The following is a 16,533-nucleotide window of genomic DNA, read 5'->3' as shown; positions in this document are numbered from 1 at the left end:
AGCAACCAGATGGTGAACCGCCCATCACATTTGGGCTAGACCCGTTATCTTTACGTGATAAAAAGAGGCGGGCTGGAGCCCGCCCCGAGTGACGCGAATCAACCGCCCAGATGCGCGGTGAACGAGAACCGGTCCCCCCGGTACAGGGTCCGCACCCGCTCCAGCGGCCGCCCCTCCGTGTCCCGCGAGACCCGGTGGATCAGCAGCATCGGAAGCGCCGGCGGCGTCCCGATGAGCAGCGCCTCGCGCGGAGTGGCCAGCACTGTCTCGATCCGCTCGTCCGCGTCGCCGAAGCCGATACCGAGCCGGTCGTGGAGGTAGGCGTAGAAGGAGGAGTCCGGGTCGAAGTCACGGTCGAGGTCCGGTACGCGGGCCACGGCGACGTACGTGCTCTCCAGCCCGACCCGCTCGTCGTCCGCGAGCAGCACCCGCTCCATGTGCCACACGGGCTCGCCCCGCGTCAGCCCGGCCTCGGCGGCGAGGGCCTCGGGGCAGGGGAAGCGGTCCAGCGAGATGAGCGTACGTCCGGGGGTGCGCCCCTGCCGCCGTACGCCTTCGGTGTAGCTGGCCAGCGAGAGCGGCTGCTCCAGTTTCGGTCCGGCGACGACCGTCCCCCGCCCCTGCCGCCGCAGCTTCCCTTCGAGCAGCAGCTCACGCAGCGCCTGGCGCACGGTCTCACGGGCGACCTCGTACTTCTCGGCGAGGTCCCGCTCGGTGGGAAGGAGGCCCCCCTCCCCCAACTCCTCGATGAGCAGGGCGAGGTGCGCCTTCACCGCGTAGTACTTCGGAATACGCCCGTGCTCCGGGATTCCGGAGCGGACGGGGGCGCCGGGGGCCTGATCGTTCGGGTAGTCCACGAGGGGATCGTCGCAGACCGGGTGCGCGCGAGGGGTTCCAGGTGTCAGCGGCGGCGTACCCGGCGGGATGCGGCGAGCAGGACCGCCCCCGCCCCGAACAGCACGAAGCCGACCGTCACACCGATGCGGTGCGGTGCGCCGGGCCCGGTGCGGGCCAACTCGTACGCGGATGGTGGTCCGCCCCTGTCATGTGCGCCGCCACGGCCCCCACCACCACGGCCGCGACTGCCGCCGCCGCCGCTGTCACCACTGCTCCCGCTGCTGCTGGTGCCGGCGCCGGCGCTGGTGTTGCTGCTGCTGCTACTGCTGCTGCTACTGCTGGCGCTGTCGGGAACGCCGCCGCCATCGGCTCCCGCGCTGTTCCCGGCGAGGGTCTCGTCGCCGCTCTCGGGTGTGCTCTTGTCGCCGTTCTCGTCCTCGATGCGGAACCGGTAGTCGTTCGACTGACCCACCCAGTCGCCGTCCTCGTTGCGGCGCTGCACGACGGCCGCGTTCGCGACGACGTCGTCGGGTGCGGTCGCGTCGGAGGTCAGGGAGAGGCGGACCTTCACGGTGAGCGTCCGCCCGGGTCCCACGGTGAACCCCGGGAACCCGTCGTCGAAGGCCCCCACGTTCTCGGCCTGGTCGGTCGTCTCGAACGTCACCGCATGCGGTTGATCCCCTTCGTAGAACTCCAGCCGCGCCTGGGCGGGCCGCAGCACCCGCTTCTGGTCCACCAGCACGACGACCGGGTGAATGTCGCCGCAGGAGTGGGCGGTGGTGTTGGTGAGGTCGATGTACCAGGTCCCGAAGTCACCGCCGACTTCGTAGGCGGCCGGCCCACCGTGGATCCGCGTCTTGATGGGGAAGTCCCGGGTGTCGGGGGCGGCGCAGGTGGGACGGGGGCTGGAGAGGGCATGGGCGGGGGCCGGGGGGAGAACCAGGCCCACCAGTGCGGCGGCCGGGGCGGCGGCGATCAGGGCGAACGGGAGGGATGTGCGCAGTCGCATGAGAAGCCTTTGGCCGATCGAGGGCGGCGGGGATCGGGATCGGAAGCGTCAGGCGGAAGCGGGCAACGGCTCCCGTGACGCTGCCACGCCCCCGCGCCGACGCCCGACCGCCACGCCGGTCCACGTCGCCGTCGGGTCCCGAAATCCCCCCGCCCGGCGGAGCTCAGCCCGTCCGGCGTTTGAGGACGAAGCCGTTCAGGCCGATGCGGGGGTCTGGGGGCGGAGCCCACAGATACGGGACGGGTAGGGGCGGAGGGGGCGAAAACCCCGTTGGGCCACGCCCTGTCACCTCACCCTCACCCTCACCGTCGCCCCTACCCTCGCCCTTCCCCCCGCCCGAACAACGGCGCCAACAGCAACTGCGCCGCCCCCTCCGCAACCCCCCGCGCCCCGCCAGGGGCAATACCCACCGGAACCGCAGCCCCCGCCCCCTCCCGCCGGGCCAGTTCGTCGAGGACCGCCCCGACACCCTCCACAAAGGCCTCCCGATGGGCCGCGACGGTCCGCCCGCCCAGCAGCACCAGATCGATATCCAGCAGCCCCACCAGATTCGCCGCCCCCGCCCCGAGCACCCGCGCCGCCTCCCCCACGGCCCCCCGCGCCACCGCATCCAGACACAGCACCTCGATGCACCCCCGGTTCCCGCACCCGCACACCGGCCCGTCCAGCTGAATGACCTGATGCCCGAACTCCCCCGCACCGGTCCGGGCCCCCCGATGCACGGCCCCACCGATCACCAGCCCGGCCCCCAGCCCCGTACCAAGATGCAGATACGCGAAGGACCCTCCGAAGCCCCCACCACTCCCGAGGCCCCCGCCACCCCCGAGGCCCCCGCCACCCCGGAAGCCCTCACCACTCCCGGAACCCCCGCCGGCCCCGAGACCCCCGTCACTTCCGAAGCCCTCACCACCCGCCAAGCCCCCGACGGGCCCGGCACCCCCCACGGCAACCCCCAGCGCCGCCGCGTTCGTGTCCTTGTCCACCACCACCGGCACCCCCAACCGCCCCACCAACGCGTCCCGCAGCGGAAACCCGTCCCACTCCGGAAAACCGGTGACCCGGTGCAACACCCCCCGCGCGTGATCGAGCGGTCCGGGCAGCGCGACCCCGACCCCCAGCACGGACACCGCCGCGTCCGCGATCAGGGTCTCCACCTCCCCGGCCGCGCCCTCGACGACCGCGTCCGCCCCGGCTCCGAGATCCAGCGGAGCCCTCCGTTCGGCCACCACGGTCCCCGTGAGATCACAGAGGACCGCCGTCAGCTCGTCCCGGTCCAGGTGGAGCCCGACCGCGTGACCGGCCTCGGGGACGAGCCGCAGCACGGTGCGCGGCTTGCCGCCGGTGGAGGCCCGGCGACCGGCCTCCGTCGCGAGGCCGTCCGCCCGCAGCCGCGCGGTGATCTTGCTGACGGCCTGCGGGGTCAGCCCGGTCCGCTCGGCGAGTTCGAGCCGGCTGATCCCGGCGGGGCCGGCCGTGCGCAGCAGGTCGAGCACGAGCGCGGCGTTGTGACTGCGCAGGCCGAGCAGATTCACCCCGGCCGGCCCGCTCCCTCCGACAGCCCCCGGCCCGACCCCCTCGACGGCCCCCGGCCCGACCCCCTCGACGGCCCCCGGCCCGCTCCCTCCGACGGTCATGGCCCCCGCACCACTGCTCCCGCCGCTGCTCCCGCCGTCAGTCCCGCCACCACTCCCGGGAACGCCACCCGCATAGCTCCTGTTCACACACCCATTGTCCCCCGCGCTTGCACTTTGGCAACAGCGTTGCGAAAGTAGAACCCATGACTGGTACTCCCCTCCGCGTGGGCCTCGTCGGCTACGGCCTCGCGGGCTCCGTCTTCCACGCCCCGCTGATCGCCGCGACCGAGGGGCTCACCCTCGACACGGTCGTCACGTCCAACCCGGAGCGGCAGGAACAGGCCCGCGCCGAGTTCGGCGACGGCCTCCGGTTCGCCGCCACGCCCGACGAGCTGTGGGCGCGCGCCGACGAACTGGACCTGATCGTCATCGCGTCCCCGAACAAGACCCACGTCCCGCTCGCGACGGCCGCCCTGAAGGCCGGTCTGCCCGTGGTCGTGGACAAGCCCCTCGCCGGTACCGCCGCCGAGGCCCGCGAGCTGGCCGGCCTGGCCGACGACCGCGGTCTCCTCCTCTCCGTCTTCCAGAACCGCCGCTGGGACAACGACTTCCTGACCCTCCGTAAGCTCCTCGACGAGGGCGAACTCGGCGACGCCTACCGCTTCGAGTCCCGTTTCGAGCGCTGGCGCCCGCAGCCCAAGGGCGGTTGGCGCGAGTCCGGCGACCCGGCAGAGATCGGAGGTCTCCTCTACGACCTCGGCAGCCACGTCGTCGACCAGGCTCTCGTCCTCTTCGGCCCCGCCACCGCGGTCTACGCCGAGTCCGACATCCGCCGCCCGGGCGCACAGGCCGACGACGACACCTTCATCGCGATCACCCACGCGAACGGGGTGCGCTCCCACCTCTATGTCTCCGCGACGACCGCCCAACTCGGCCCGCGCTTCCGCGTGCTGGGCTCACGGGCGGGTTACGTGAAGTACGGCCTCGACCCGCAGGAGGCGGACCTGCGCGAGGGCAAGCGCCCCGGCGAGGTGGCCGAGTGGGGCGTCGAGCCCGAGTCCCTGTGGGGCCGCGTCGGCGCCGGAGAGTCCCCGCTCACGGGCGGCGGCGGCCCTGTGCCCACGCTCCCCGGCGCGTACCCCGCGTACTACGCGGCGATCGCCGCCGCCCTTCGCGACGGCGCCCCCAACCCGGTCACCGCGCATGAGGCCGCGGCAGCGCTCGACGTCCTGGAGGCGGCCCGCCGCTCCGCCCACGAGGGAGTGGTGGTGTCCCTGTGAACGCGCCGGAGATCGCCGAACTGGAACAGCAGGAGAGCCGGTTCGTCCTGTCCCACTTCACGTACGACGACGCGTGGGCCCTCGGCACCATGCTCGTCGAGCTGGCCCGGGACCGGCACGCCCCCGTCGCCATCGACATCCGCCGCGGCGGCCAGCAGCTCTTCCACGCCGCACTGCCCGGCTCGACCCCGGACAACGACGCCTGGATCGACCGCAAGCGCCGCGTCGTCGAACGCTACGGCTGCTCCTCGCTCCTGGTCGGCTCCCGGTTCCGCGCCAAGGGCACGACGTTCGAGGACTCCTCGCGCCTGGACCCCGACATGTACGCGGCGCACGGCGGCGCGTTCCCGATCGCGGTCGAGGGCGCGGGCGTCATCGGCACGGTGGTGGTCTCCGGGCTGCCGCAGGTGGAGGACCACGCGATGGTGGTGGAGGCGCTGGAGCTGTTCCTGGCCAAGTAGCACCGCGGGATTAACCCGAGGCTCCCTCCGGTTGGGACTGTCGCACGAGACAGCGATCATGGAACGACGGATCATGGAACGACGGATCGCGGAACAACGGATCGCGGAACGACGGATCGCGGAACGACGGATCGTGGAACGACGGATCGTGGAACGACACCCAACCGGAGGGAACGGAACCATGAGCACCGCCCTGAAGGAAACAGTCGGCCGGTACGGCATCTGGAGCGTCGGACTCCGCTCGGAGGACCCGGACCGGCGCGCCGAAATCGCCGAGGCCGCCGCCGAGCTCGAGCAACTCGGCTACGGCGCCGTCTGGCTGGGCGGCAGCAGCGCCGCCCGTCAGGCCGTACCCCTGCTGGAAGCCACCTCGCGGCTCACGGTCGGTACCAGCATCCAGAGCATCTGGCAGTACGACGCCGACGCGAGCGCGGCGGCCTTCGCCGAGGTGGAGTCGGCCCACCCCGGCCGTTTCGTGCTCGGCCTCGGAGTGAGCCACGCCAAGCTCGCGGACCAGTACCGCCGCCCGTACTCGGCCCTGGCCTCCTACCTCGACGCGCTGGACGCGGCCGGAGTCCCCACCGAGCGCCGGGTCCTGGCGGCCCTCGGCCCGAAGACGCTGCACCTGTCGGCCGACCGGGCGGCGGGCGCGATCCCCTACCTGGTCACGCCCGAGCACACCGCCCAGGCCCGCGAGATCCTGGGCGAAGCCCCGCTGCTGGCCCCCGAGTTCAAGGTCGTCCTGGAGGCAGACCCGGGCCGCGCCCGCGCCCTGGCCCGCGAGACCCTCGCCATGTATCTCTCCCTCCCCAACTACACCAACAGCTTCCTGCGCCTCGGCTTCACCGAGGACGACCTGGCCGCCGGCGGCAGCGACCGCCTGGTCGACGCGCTGTTCGCATGGGGCGACGAGGACCGCATCCGCGAGCGCATCAACGCCTTCCACGACGCGGGCGCGGACCACGTGGCGATCCAGGTGCTGGACGGCGGCCCGAGGGACGGCCTGCAGCGGGAGGGATGGCGCCGGCTCGCCGCTGTCCTGACATGACCGGTCCGACCCAAGGGGTGCGGGGCCGCGGCGATATGCGGCTCCGCCACGAGGGCGGCGCGACAAGCCCCGCACAACCCGCGGCCGAACAGGCACCCGCGGTTCCCCGCCCTCCCGGCGGAGCACTTACGCGTCCTTCAGCTCCTGTCGCTGCCGCCCCAGCCCCTCGATCTCCAGCTCGACGACGTCCCCGGCCTTCAGGTACGGCTTCGGCTCGGGCTGCCCGAGAGCAACCCCGGCCGGCGTTCCGGTGTTGATGACATCGCCCGGGTACAGGGTCATGAACTGGCTGACGTACCGGACGACTTCCGCCACCGGGAAGATCTGCTCGGCCGTCGTACCGTCCTGCTTGAGTTCGCCGTTGACCCAGAGCTTCAGCGACAGGTTCTGCGGGTCCGGGACCTCGTCCGCGGTCACCAGCCACGGCCCGAGCGGGTTGAACGTCTCGCAGTTCTTGCCCTTGTCCCAGGTTCCGCCGCGCTCGATCTGGAACTCGCGCTCCGAGACGTCGTGCGCCACCGCGTACCCGGCGACGTGCGCGAGCGCCTCCTCATGGGACTCCAGGTAGCGGGCCGTACGGCCGATGACGACCGCCAGCTCGACCTCCCAGTCGGTCTTCACCGACCCGCGCGGCACGAGCACCGTGTCGTTCGGGCCGATCACGGTGTCCGCCGCCTTGAAGAAGATCACCGGCTCGGCGGGCGGCTCGGCGCCGGTCTCGCGGGCGTGGTCGTGGTAGTTCAGCCCGATGCACACGACCTTGCCGATACGGGCGAGCGGCGGCCCGACGCGCAGCCCGGACGCGTCCACCCCGGCCTCGTCCAGCGCGGGCAGCTCCCCGGCCTCGGCGGCGGAACGGATCCGGCCGAGCGCCGCGTCGTCGGCGAGCAGCGGCCCGTCGATGTCCGGGACGATGCCGGACAGATCCCGGAGGGTCCCCTCGGCGTCGAGCAGCGCGGGCCGCTCCGACCCCGCCGTACCGACTCGCAGCAGCTTCATGATCACAATCTCCCTCGATCGCGGGCGGTCGACCGATGGGTGCAGCCATCGGAGGACTGGTCGATCCTCCAAGCTCGGCGTCCAGTCCGCAATACCCCGTTCACGGACTGGACCGTCACCGCCCGCCAGCCACTCGTTCAGGTGGCAGCGACCACTCGTTCAGGCGGCTTCAGCGGGTCGGGGGTACAGCACCGCCCGCTCCACCGCGCTCCATGTCGTACTGGTCACCACGTACAGCGCGGCGGCCAGCGGCATCACCGCCACGGTGAAGAGCGTGAAGAAGGACATGAACGGCATGAACTTGTTGACCGAGGCGAGCCCGGGCACCTGCTGGTCCCCGTCGGCCACCGGAACGGCGGAGGCGGCCATCATCATCTTCGTACGCCGGTAGTTGAAGGTCGCGACAGCGGCGACCAGGACGAACAGCCCGAGGTACACGAGCCCCGCCGCTCCGAACACTCCCCCGCTCCCCAGCGCGTCCGCCCACCGGCCGCCGAGCGGCGCGGCGAAGAGCGCGTGCGACAGCAGCCCGTTGCTCTTGCCGCCGATCGTCGAGTTCGAGAACAGGTGGTAGAGGAGGAAGAAGGCCGGCAGCTGGAACAGGCTGGGCAGACAGCCCGACAGCGGCGACACCTTCTCCTCCGCGTGCAGCTCCAGCACCGCCTTCTGCAACTTCTGCGGATCCTTCGCGTGCTTCTTGCGCAGCTCCGCGACGCGCGGCTGGAGCTTGGCGCGCGCCCGCTGCCCGCGCGCCGCCGCCCGCGACAGGGGATGCACGAGCAGTCGTACGAGCGCGGTGAACAGGACGATCGCGGCAGCCGCCGCCGAGGCGTGGAACAGCGGCTGGAGCAGATCGGCGAGCTGCTCGACCACCCGCGCGAAAACGGACATGAACGTGGACAGGAATGTGGACATGGGTGAGCCCTCCGAGGGTCTCGTCGTGCCGAATGCGAATGCGGAATGCGGCATGACGACCCGCGCGGGGTCCGGCTACGGAGATGCGGTGCGGAGATTCCCCTACGCGGCGGCCGTCAGGAGGGCACGCCCGGGCGCTCGGGGGCGCGTACGCCCCGCCGCGTCGGGATCGCGTTGGGGCAGGAAGGCCGTACGGTGCTCACGGTCCCGGATGGCCGTCCGGACCCGCGTACGGGGGACGGCGGGCGCGCAGCGCGAGCCGATGAGGGCGCAGACGGCGAGCGCGGAACCGGCGCCGGCGGTCGCGGCCAGGGCCACGGCGACGGCGGCGGGGAGGCTGCCGGTGTCGAGCAGCGCGACTTCGAGCAGCAGAAGCAGCAGCACGGCGGCGGGGCGCATGCTCGCCCAGCTCCGGATCATCTGCTGCCCCCCTGTCCTGTCGTACGTCACGCGTCTCTTGTACGTCGGCCGGCTCACGCACTCCGGCCGGCTCTCGTGCGTCGGCCGGCTCGCGTACGTCGGCTTGCACTCGTACGTCGGCTTGCTCTGCGTTTGTTATACAGGAGCCGTCTCGATCGGTTCCAGCAGGCGCTTCGGCTTGAGCAGTGCGCGGCTGACCGGATCCGTCGGGTCGGGGTCGAGGCCGGGCCCCGGCACCATCTCGACGTCACGGACGGGGACGACGAACCCGCAGGCGGGGCACTCACCGTAGGGGCCGAGCTCCGTGCCGCAGGCCGCGTGGCGGAAGTAGCGCAGCTGCGTCTCGCTGAAGTGCTCGCGGCCCCACAGCCCGAGTGAGCGCAGGGTGGGCCAGAGCGCGATGCCGCGGTCGGTGACGACGTACTCGTCGCGCGACGGCGACTCCTGGTAGCGGCGCTTTTCCAGGATGCCCTCGGCGGTGAGCGTCTGGAGGCGGGCCGCGAGGACCGCGCGCGGGATGCCGAGGTGGCCGAGGAAGTCGTTGTAGCGCCGTACGCCGTAGAGCGCGTCGCGCATGACGAGGAGCGTCCAGCGCTCGCCGACGATTTCGAGCGCGCGGGCGATCGAGCATTCCTGCGTCGCGTAGTCCTTGCCGAGAGCCATGCCCTCCACTGTAGCCACTTTCCGACATCTTGGTTCAGTGAACGAACCTAGGTGCTACTGTCGTCTCGTAGCCATGGTTCATTGAATGAACCCACTCGGCCCGGACCCAAGCAGACTGACCCCCTACGGAGCCCGAAGGGCAGGCCATGTCCCAGCTCGACCGCACCCACACCACCGTGACGACCCCCTCGGCGCACCCAGGGCGGGAAGCCCGACGGGCGCCGGCCTCCGACCCTCGCGCCGCACCCTCCACACAGGAGACTCCCGGCGCGGCCCCGTCCGGAGAGCACACATCCCGCGCGGCCCCGTCCGGAGAGCAGTCGCCCCGCGCGGCCCCCACCCTCGCCCTCACCAGCGCGGCCACCGCCGTGGCCCTGATGACGTACACGGCGCCGTTGGTCACACTCCCCGACACCGCCGCCGCGCTGCACACCTCGGTCTCCGCCCAGGCCTGGCTGCTCAACGGCACCCCGCTGGGCCTGGCCGCGCTGCTCCTGGTCGCCGGCAGCCTCGCGGACGACTACGGCCGCCGCCGGATCTTCCTCGGCGGCACGGTCGCGCTCGGTATCACCACGGCGCTGGGCGCGCTCGCGTCGTCGACCTGGCTGTTCACACTGGCCCGTGTCGCGCAGGGCGCGGCGAGCGCGGCGATCCTCGCGAGCAGCCTGGGGCTGATCGTCCACGCCTTCCCGAACCCGCGCGAACGCCTGCATGCCACCGGCGTCTGGGGCGCCTTCGTCAGCGGCGGCATCGCGGTGGGCCCGCTGCTCGCGGGCGCGATAGCGGGATGGAACTGGCGGGGGGCCTACGCGGTGCTGGGCGCGGCGGCGTTGATCGTCGCCCTGTTGGGCACCCGGGCGCTCACCGAGTCCCGCGCACCGCGCGGTGGCCGCCCCGACCTGGCGGGCGCGCTGACGTTCGGCCTCGCACTGGTGGCCCTGGTGGCCGCGCTCACGTTCGGCCGCGACGGGTGGCTGCGCGCGCCGGTGGGCCTGCTGCTGGCGGCGTTCCTCATCCTGATGGCCGGCTTCGTCGTCATCGAGCGCCGGGCCCGTACGCCCATGATCGACCTCGGCCTGCTCCGCCACCGCCGCTTCCTCGTCTCCTCGGCCGGTGGACTCTTCACGGGCCTCGGGGTGATCGGCCTGTTCAGCTTCCTGCCGACGCTGCTTCAGCGGACGCTCGGGCTGTCCGCGATGGACACGGCGTGGCTGTTCCTGCTCTGGTCCGGCCTGTCCTTCGCGGTCGCCCTGCAGGCGCGCCGGCTCGCCGGCCGGGTCTCGCCGCGCCACCAGCTCGCCCTCGGCTTCGCGCTGCACGCGGTCGGCGTCCTGACGATGCTGGGCGCGCTCGACTCCGGTTCCTGGACGCGCCTGCTCCCCGGCTTCCTCGTCTCCGGAGTGGGCAGCGGCCTGCTCAACGCCTCGCTCCCGCACCTCGCGGTGGAGTCCGTCCCCGCCGCACGCGCCGCGATGGGCTCGGGCGCGCAGCAGACCCTCCGCTACATCGGTTCCTGCGCCGGGGTCGCCCTGACGATCGCCCTGGTGACCTCCACGGGTGGGCTCGCGCACGGCGCGGACATCGCCATCGGCGTCTCGGCTGCGCTCACGGGCGTGGCCGCGGTGAGCGTGCTGGCACTTCGCCGACGGGTCTGACGACGTCGGCGCGCTTCGGCCCCGGCCGCTAGCGAGGCCGCATGGACCGCAGCTTCCCCCACACCGCCATCCGGTACTTGGATGTGTACTCGGGGGTGCAGGTGGTGAGGGTGATGTAGTACCCCGGCTCGCTGTACCCGTACGACGGGCGGACGGTGCTGCGCGGCACCCTGGCGATGACCCCGCCGTCCCGCGCCGAGGTCTGCGGCAGGGCCGTGTCGACGACGTACGTGTAGAGCGCGGCCTTGGTCTCGACCGTGATCGTGTCTCCGCGCCTGAGCCGGTTGATGTACCGGAAGGGTTCGCCGTGCGTGTTCCGGTGCCCGGCGAGCGCGAAGTTCCCTGCCTGGCCCGGCTGTTGGGTGCCCTTGTAGTGGCCGACGTACCCCTTGTTGAGGACGTCCTGCTTGCCGACGCCCTCGGCGACGGGGACGCGGAGGGAGAGCCGGGGGATGGTGAGGACGGCGTAGGCCTGGGAGAGATCGGGGAGGGCGCGGGCGGCGGTGACGGCGCCGCCGCCTTGCCGCTGTCCACCCGTGGGGCTCGGGGTGTCCCGACCGTCGGAGCTCCCGGGGCTCGGGGAGCTGCCGCCGTCCCCCGCGCTGTCCGCGCCCCCCGGCGACGCAGACGGGCTCCCCCACTCCCTCTCCAGCGCCTGCACCTTGCGCTCGGCGTTGTGCTGGGCCTGCCGGTTGGTCCACCACAGCTGGTGGACGACGAGGAGCAGGAGGACGACTCCTACGGTGACGAGGAGTTCGCCGCCGGTCCACAGGGTGCGCCGGCGGAGGGCGCGCCGCCGACGGGTGCTGTGCTGCACCACGGGAACCCGCATGCGTACGCCTCCTTCGCCCGCTCGCTCGCCCGCTCGCCCGCTCGCCCGCTCGGCCGGTCGGCGGGCCGGGCCCGCACGATAGGCGCTGCCCCCTCAAGTCACCAGCCCCGTACACCTCCTGGCACGGGCCTCTCCCAGGGCGCCGCCCGAAACCCTTCGTACACCGGTTTTAGAAAGGGGCTCGAAAAGTGCGGTCACACCTCTCGACAACCCCACCCGCCGCGCCCGATGCTTCCTGATGGCATCAGCGGGACAGGCCGGGGCCGGTGGGACGACCGGTGCCGAATGGACGCGCAACTCCGCTGGGGCGAGCGGAAGTTGAGCGGAACGGAGAAGCCATGATCCGACGCAGAACACTGCTGGCCGCGGCGGGCGGCACGGTCCTGGGCGGCGCCCTGGCGACGGGCACCGCCCACGCGGACGCGACCATCGCCGTCAACCCCGCCACGACGTACGGGAAATGGGAGGGCTGGGGCACCTCGCTGGCGTGGTGGGCCAACGTGTTCGGCGCCCGCGACGACTTCGCCGACATCTTCTTCACCACCAAGTCGACGACGTACAACGGAACGTCGCTTCCGGGCCTCGGCCTGAACATCGCCCGCTACAACCTCGGCGCGTGCAGCTGGAACAGCGTGAACGGCGAGTCGATGGCCGCCTCCGCCAACATCCCCGCCTTCAAACAGATCGAGGGCTACTGGCAGGACTGGAACAACGAGGACCCGACCTCCTCGGCCTGGAAGTGGACGGCGGACGCCACCCAGCGGGCCATGCTGCTGAAGGCGACCGCGCGGGGCGCGACGAGCGAGCTGTTCGCCAACTCCCCGATGTGGTGGATGTGCCTGAACCACAACCCCTCGGGCGCGGCCGGCGGCGGCAACAACCTCCAGTCCTGGAACTACCGCCAGCACGCCTCCCACCTGGCGGCCGTGGCCCTCTACGCGAAGACGAACTGGGGCGTGACCTTCTCGACCGTCGAGGCCTTCAACGAACCGTCCTCCAACTGGTGGACGGCCACCGGCACCCAGGAGGGCTGCCACATCGACGCGTCCGTCCAGGCGGCCGTACTCCCTTACCTGCGCGGCGAGTTGGACAAGCGGGGTCTGACCGGCATCAGGATCTCGGCCTCGGACGAGACGAGCTACGACCTGGCCCGTACGACGTGGAGTTCTTTCAGTTCGACGACAAAGGCGCAGGTCAACCGCGTCAACGTGCACGGCTACCAGGGTTCGGGCGGCCGCCGCGACCTCCTCTACACGGACGTGGTGACGACCGCGGGCAAGGGCCTGTGGAACTCCGAGTACGGCGACGGCTCCGGCCTCACCCTGGCGGGCAACCTGTGCCTGGACTTCCGCTGGCTGCACCCGACCGCCTGGGTCTACTGGCAGGTGGTGGACCCGTCGGCAGGCTGGGCGACGATCGCGTACGACGCGAGCACACTGACACCCGGGCCCATCCAGACGAAGTACTACGTGATGGCCCAATTCACCCGCCACATCCGCCCCGGAATGACGATCGTCGACACGGGAGTGGACTACGCGGCGGCGGCCTACGACGCGACGGCGAAACGCCTGGTGATCGTGGCCGTGAACAAGGCGTCCTCCTCCCAGACCCTGACGTTCGACCTGTCCCGCTTCACCACCGCGTCCGGCGGCACGGGCGGCCTGGTCCCCCGCTGGAACACCCTGACATCGGGCACGACGGGCGACCGGTACGCGGCGCACTCGGACACGCACGTGAGCGGCAAGTCGATCGCGGTGCCGTTCGCGGCGGGGGCGGTGCAGACGTTGCAGGTGGACGGGGTGGCGATCTGAGAAGAGCGGAGAGGGGGGCAGCGACAATCAGCCACAACCATCCCCAACTAGAAATAATCATCCATAATTCTTCTCAACCAGGCGTAACCAGGCGCAATATGACGCCACCGGTGGAACTTGGCCGGCCCCACCCGGCGGAATGCGGCTGCCCGGGCGGAATATGCCCCCGGAGACTCCCGCCCCCCTGGCCTGCACCTCTCTCTTCTTTGTCGGTCAACGGCAGTACGGTGTCACCCATGCGCCCCGACACGCCTGCCGAGAACGTCGACCACCATGCCGAAGCGGCACGCCTGGAGCGGACCGCCGGCCTCTACCCCGAGGACGCCGAACACCTGCTCGTGCAGGCCGCGGCCCACCTCGAACTGGCCGGAGACCGCCCAGCCGCGACCGCGCTCTACGACCGTCTCCTGTCGTCCTCGACGAGTTCTCTCGAGAACCCCCACCTGGTACGAGCCCTCAAGGCCTCGAACCTCTGGGAGTACGGGCACGAGGCGGAGGCACGCGCGATCATCGACGGCGTCAGGACCGCATCCCCCCGCGACCCGGCCGCCTGGGTGATCGTGGCCGAGGCCCTGGAGTCGCACGACGAGCTGGAAGCGGCGCAGGAGACGTTCACGCAGGCAGCCCAGCTCCTCCTGGCGGACGTATCGGAACCCCCCTACGCCACCCGCCCCCTCCTCGTCGGCCGCCACCGCGTCCGCCGCATGCTGGGCGCGGCCCACGACGACTGGGACACCCTGGCGGACACCATCCACTCGTCCCCCATCTCCTTGGACGAGCTCCACGACCCGAAGCGGGTCTGGTCCCTCGGCTCGGACAACCCGGCCGAACTCCAGGCGGAAATCTCCCGCCTCCAGGCAGAACTGGGCGCCTACCGCGAGGCCCTCTCCCGCCCCTTCCCGGTGGCCGTCCTCCACTGGCCGTCCCCCGAACTGGCCGAACTCCTGACCGCGTACCCCACCCTCGCCTCGGAGTACCCGTCCCACGAGGAACACCTCGCGACCATAGAGGCCTCCCTCCGCGAACTCGCCGCCTCCGGCACCCCGAACCTCGGCATCGTCACCGGCACCGTCCCGTCATACGAGGCTTTCGCCGCCTCGGAGGCATCCTCCCCGGCAGACCCGACCCTCCTCCCGCAGTACGCGACGACAGTGGCGGCGCGGGGACTGGCGGTGGCTTGGCCCCCGCAGCGGGGGGATGTCTGCTGGTGTGGGTCGGGGCGGGGGTATGGGGAGTGTCACGGGGCCACGCAGGCCTGAGGTCGTCGGTGGTCTCGCCGCCCGAGGTTCGTTGCCTGAAACGCCTCCCAGGACTCACCGTCGGGGCGTTCCGGGAAACGACCCCCGGACATCCACCCCATTCATTCTGGCTCCGCTACTCCTCCACCACTCGTGCGCGCTAACGTCGCATGCAACCAGCTGAACTGGCACGCCCGCACGCACCCTGGGCTTGTCCCGACCCAGGGTGGAAACGGCGATCATCGATCGTGACGACATGCGTTCGTGAGGCTCGACGACAGTGAACAGCGTGATGCCTTCCTCTCCCGGTGTCTCGGCCCGCATGAAAAGGCAGGCGAGCAAGGACACGGGTGCCGAACTGGCCGTGCGACGGCTGCTGCACGCGGCCGGGCTGCGTTATCGCGTGGAGTACCCCGTGCCCGGCATGCCCCGGCGACGGATCGACGTGGCCTTCACCCGGGCCAAGGTCGCGGTCCTCATCGACGGCTGCTTCTGGCACGGCTGCCCTCAGCACGCCACTCACCCGAAGGCCAACGCGGACTGGTGGCGCCGCAAGCTGGACCGGAACATGGCCCGCGATCGGGAGACCACCGAGCATCTGCTCGCGGCAGGGTGGACAGTGTTGCGGTTCTGGGAGCACATGTCCGCGGAAGAGATCGCGGCGGCGGTACGTGCGGCGGTGGACCGGGAGAAGCGGGATCAGGACCGGCTGAAGCAGCGGGCGCGAGAGCAAGGTGAGCAAGGTCGCCGGAAGAGTTGAGGGGGAGCGGATGGTCGATCGACTCGGTTTCGTGGACGTCTGTTCCGGCGCGGGCGGGTTGGCGTCGGGGCTGGAGAGCGCCGGCTTCTCCCCGGTGCTCCTGCTCGACAACAAACGACAGGCCTGCGAGACGCTCCTGGCCAACCGGCCGCATTGGAACGTGGTCTGCGAGGACCTGGTCGAATTCCTACCGGACGAGTACCCGGAGACCCTGGACGTCGATCTCCTGTCGGCCGGCCTACCGCGAGTGAAATCCTCGGCCGCGGTAGGACGTTCGGACAGCGAGCAGGAATTGCGACTTCTCACTGCCACGATCTATCTGGTCCACTCGATCCAGCCGCGGGCCCTGTTGCTGGAGAACCTGCCCGCTCTCGTGGAGTCCTCGGCGTACGCCGGCGTGCGCGACTTCGTCCAGGCCGAGCTGGCGCATCTCGGCTACCGGTTCTGCTGGTTCGTGCTGAACGCAGCGGACTTCGGTGTGCCGCAGGAGCGCAGGCAGGGCATTCTCGTGGCTCTCAAGGAGCGGTGGTTCCACGCGTTCGCTCCGCCCGTGCCGACGGTGGAAGAGCATGTTCCGGTCGGTCGGGCCCTGCGGCTGTCGATGGCGGCCCGAGGCTGGTGCGACGCAGACGCCTGGGCGGCCCAGGCGCGGGCCGTGGCACCCACCCTGGTCGGGGGCTCGGACAATCGTGGCGGCGCGGATCTCGGCCCATCCGGCACGAAACGGGCGTGGGCGCGGATGGGGGTGAACGCAGGCGCGCTGGCCAACGAGGTGCCGGGAGCTGAGTACCACTGGCCGCGCTCGGACGACCCGGCGCAGATGGTGAAGATCACGGTGGACCAGGCGGCCCTTCTGCAGTCGTTCCCTCCGGAGTGGCGTATTACGGGACGGAAGACGGCTCAGTACCGGCAGATCGGTCACGCCACGCCCCCGCCGGTGGGCAGGGCGCTGGGTGCCGCCATCGCGACCGCTCTGCGCTCCTCCGACTGCATGTAGACGAGACGTTCTGTTCACCCCCGCGCGCTGGCTA

At 71.4% G+C, this 16,533-nt stretch carries 16 protein-coding genes; 8 read left to right on the top strand and 8 right to left on the bottom strand.

The features are described 5' to 3' along the window. Positions 1 to 98 precede the first annotated feature (98 nt). The 3 genes from ACFVXA_RS11485 to ACFVXA_RS11475 all read right to left on the bottom strand — a co-directional run bounded on the left by ACFVXA_RS11485 (position 99) and on the right by ACFVXA_RS11475 (position 3,480). On the bottom strand, positions 99 to 857 hold the full coding sequence (locus ACFVXA_RS11485; protein ID WP_362017785.1) for a GntR family transcriptional regulator: 759 nt from the start codon (positions 855 to 857) through the stop codon (positions 99 to 101). Between the two features lie 44 nt (positions 858 to 901). Further along, on the bottom strand, positions 902 to 1,846 hold the full coding sequence (locus ACFVXA_RS11480) for a hypothetical protein (protein ID WP_390024742.1): 945 nt from the start codon (positions 1,844 to 1,846) through the stop codon (positions 902 to 904). Positions 1,847 to 2,160: 314 nt separating this feature from the next. Further along, complete coding sequence (locus ACFVXA_RS11475) at positions 2,161 to 3,480, bottom strand: ROK family protein (RefSeq protein ID WP_390024740.1); 1,320 nt, start codon at positions 3,478 to 3,480, stop codon at positions 2,161 to 2,163. Between the two features lie 143 nt (positions 3,481 to 3,623). On the opposite strand from ACFVXA_RS11475, the gene ACFVXA_RS11470 reads away from it, so the two are divergent. The 3 genes from ACFVXA_RS11470 to ACFVXA_RS11460 all read left to right on the top strand — a co-directional run bounded on the left by ACFVXA_RS11470 (position 3,624) and on the right by ACFVXA_RS11460 (position 6,209). After that, positions 3,624 to 4,700 carry a Gfo/Idh/MocA family oxidoreductase gene (locus tag ACFVXA_RS11470; protein WP_390024738.1) on the top strand — a complete coding sequence of 359 codons (1,077 nt, stop codon included), beginning with the start codon at positions 3,624 to 3,626 and terminating at the stop codon, positions 4,698 to 4,700. After that, a complete protein-coding gene (locus tag ACFVXA_RS11465; RefSeq protein WP_362017781.1) occupies positions 4,697 to 5,161 on the top strand; it encodes a heme-degrading domain-containing protein in 465 nt (154 codons plus the stop codon). Before ACFVXA_RS11470 ends, ACFVXA_RS11465 begins: the two co-directional genes overlap by 4 nt. 181 nt (positions 5,162 to 5,342) lie before the next feature. Next, positions 5,343 to 6,209, top strand: a complete 867-nt coding sequence (locus ACFVXA_RS11460; protein WP_389464531.1) for an LLM class F420-dependent oxidoreductase — start codon at positions 5,343 to 5,345, stop codon at positions 6,207 to 6,209. Positions 6,210 to 6,335: 126 nt separating this feature from the next. Here ACFVXA_RS11460 and ACFVXA_RS11455 read toward each other — a convergent pair whose 3' ends face one another. From ACFVXA_RS11455 to ACFVXA_RS11440, 4 genes are all read right to left on the bottom strand, one after another. Next, positions 6,336 to 7,208 carry a fumarylacetoacetate hydrolase family protein gene (locus ACFVXA_RS11455; RefSeq protein WP_362017779.1) on the bottom strand — a complete coding sequence of 291 codons (873 nt, stop codon included), beginning with the start codon at positions 7,206 to 7,208 and terminating at the stop codon, positions 6,336 to 6,338. A gap of 159 nt (positions 7,209 to 7,367) precedes the next feature. Beyond that, positions 7,368 to 8,099 carry a YidC/Oxa1 family membrane protein insertase gene (locus ACFVXA_RS11450; protein WP_390024908.1) on the bottom strand — a complete coding sequence of 244 codons (732 nt, stop codon included), beginning with the start codon at positions 8,097 to 8,099 and terminating at the stop codon, positions 7,368 to 7,370. Between the two features lie 126 nt (positions 8,100 to 8,225). Next, positions 8,226 to 8,543 carry a DUF6412 domain-containing protein gene (locus ACFVXA_RS11445; RefSeq protein WP_362017778.1) on the bottom strand — a complete coding sequence of 106 codons (318 nt, stop codon included), beginning with the start codon at positions 8,541 to 8,543 and terminating at the stop codon, positions 8,226 to 8,228. 135 nt (positions 8,544 to 8,678) lie between these two features. Further along, complete coding sequence (locus ACFVXA_RS11440) at positions 8,679 to 9,206, bottom strand: winged helix-turn-helix transcriptional regulator (RefSeq protein WP_390024736.1); 528 nt, start codon at positions 9,204 to 9,206, stop codon at positions 8,679 to 8,681. A 146-nt stretch (positions 9,207 to 9,352) separates the two neighbouring features. On the opposite strand from ACFVXA_RS11440, the gene ACFVXA_RS11435 reads away from it, so the two are divergent. After that, on the top strand, positions 9,353 to 10,861 hold the full coding sequence (locus ACFVXA_RS11435) for an MFS transporter (RefSeq protein ID WP_390024734.1): 1,509 nt from the start codon (positions 9,353 to 9,355) through the stop codon (positions 10,859 to 10,861). A 28-nt stretch (positions 10,862 to 10,889) separates the two neighbouring features. Here ACFVXA_RS11435 and ACFVXA_RS11430 read toward each other — a convergent pair whose 3' ends face one another. Then, the gene (locus tag ACFVXA_RS11430; RefSeq protein ID WP_390024732.1) at positions 10,890 to 11,693 is read right to left on the bottom strand and encodes a class E sortase; all 804 of its coding nucleotides are present in this window, start codon (positions 11,691 to 11,693) and stop codon (positions 10,890 to 10,892) included. Positions 11,694 to 12,031: 338 nt separating this feature from the next. On the opposite strand from ACFVXA_RS11430, the gene ACFVXA_RS11425 reads away from it, so the two are divergent. From ACFVXA_RS11425 to ACFVXA_RS11410, 4 genes are all read left to right on the top strand, one after another. Next, positions 12,032 to 13,504 (top strand): beta-1,6-galactanase, encoded by a 1,473-nt coding sequence (locus tag ACFVXA_RS11425; RefSeq protein ID WP_390024730.1) that lies wholly within the window; start codon positions 12,032 to 12,034, stop codon positions 13,502 to 13,504. A gap of 236 nt (positions 13,505 to 13,740) precedes the next feature. Then, a complete protein-coding gene (locus ACFVXA_RS11420; protein WP_390024728.1) occupies positions 13,741 to 14,763 on the top strand; it encodes an SEC-C domain-containing protein in 1,023 nt (340 codons plus the stop codon). 301 nt (positions 14,764 to 15,064) lie between these two features. Further along, positions 15,065 to 15,502 carry a very short patch repair endonuclease gene (locus tag ACFVXA_RS11415; RefSeq protein ID WP_362017915.1) on the top strand — a complete coding sequence of 146 codons (438 nt, stop codon included), beginning with the start codon at positions 15,065 to 15,067 and terminating at the stop codon, positions 15,500 to 15,502. Between the two features lie 10 nt (positions 15,503 to 15,512). Further along, complete coding sequence (locus tag ACFVXA_RS11410; RefSeq protein ID WP_390024726.1) at positions 15,513 to 16,499, top strand: DNA cytosine methyltransferase; 987 nt, start codon at positions 15,513 to 15,515, stop codon at positions 16,497 to 16,499. Positions 16,500 to 16,533: the final 34 nt, after the last annotated feature.

Source organism: Streptomyces sp. NPDC058246, assembly GCF_042881985.1.
Lineage (GTDB): Bacteria > Actinomycetota > Actinomycetes > Streptomycetales > Streptomycetaceae > Streptomyces.
The sequence above is the reverse complement of the archived record's forward strand: the minus strand, read 5'-3'. Positions and strand labels throughout refer to the sequence as shown.

Bases quoted from the DNA above. Each gene is read 5' to 3' on its own strand.
- ACFVXA_RS11480 (WP_390024742.1), bottom strand. From the start codon at position 1,846: ATGCGACTGCGCACATCCCTCCCGTTCGCCCTGATCGCCGCCGCCCCG.
- ACFVXA_RS11475 (WP_390024740.1), bottom strand. From the start codon at position 3,480: ATGACCGTCGGAGGGAGCGGGCCGGGGGCCGTCGAGGGGGTCGGGCCG.
- ACFVXA_RS11470 (WP_390024738.1), top strand. From the start codon at position 3,624: ATGACTGGTACTCCCCTCCGCGTGGGCCTCGTCGGCTACGGCCTCGCG.
- ACFVXA_RS11460 (WP_389464531.1), top strand. From the start codon at position 5,343: ATGAGCACCGCCCTGAAGGAAACAGTCGGCCGGTACGGCATCTGGAGC.
- ACFVXA_RS11455 (WP_362017779.1), bottom strand. From the start codon at position 7,208: ATGAAGCTGCTGCGAGTCGGTACGGCGGGGTCGGAGCGGCCCGCGCTG.
- ACFVXA_RS11450 (WP_390024908.1), bottom strand. From the start codon at position 8,099: ATGTCCGTTTTCGCGCGGGTGGTCGAGCAGCTCGCCGATCTGCTCCAG.
- ACFVXA_RS11445 (WP_362017778.1), bottom strand. From the start codon at position 8,543: ATGATCCGGAGCTGGGCGAGCATGCGCCCCGCCGCCGTGCTGCTGCTT.
- ACFVXA_RS11440 (WP_390024736.1), bottom strand. From the start codon at position 9,206: ATGGCTCTCGGCAAGGACTACGCGACGCAGGAATGCTCGATCGCCCGC.
- ACFVXA_RS11435 (WP_390024734.1), top strand. From the start codon at position 9,353: ATGTCCCAGCTCGACCGCACCCACACCACCGTGACGACCCCCTCGGCG.
- ACFVXA_RS11430 (WP_390024732.1), bottom strand. From the start codon at position 11,693: ATGCGGGTTCCCGTGGTGCAGCACAGCACCCGTCGGCGGCGCGCCCTC.
- ACFVXA_RS11425 (WP_390024730.1), top strand. From the start codon at position 12,032: ATGATCCGACGCAGAACACTGCTGGCCGCGGCGGGCGGCACGGTCCTG.
- ACFVXA_RS11420 (WP_390024728.1), top strand. From the start codon at position 13,741: ATGCGCCCCGACACGCCTGCCGAGAACGTCGACCACCATGCCGAAGCG.
- ACFVXA_RS11415 (WP_362017915.1), top strand. From the start codon at position 15,065: ATGAAAAGGCAGGCGAGCAAGGACACGGGTGCCGAACTGGCCGTGCGA.
- ACFVXA_RS11410 (WP_390024726.1), top strand. From the start codon at position 15,513: ATGGTCGATCGACTCGGTTTCGTGGACGTCTGTTCCGGCGCGGGCGGG.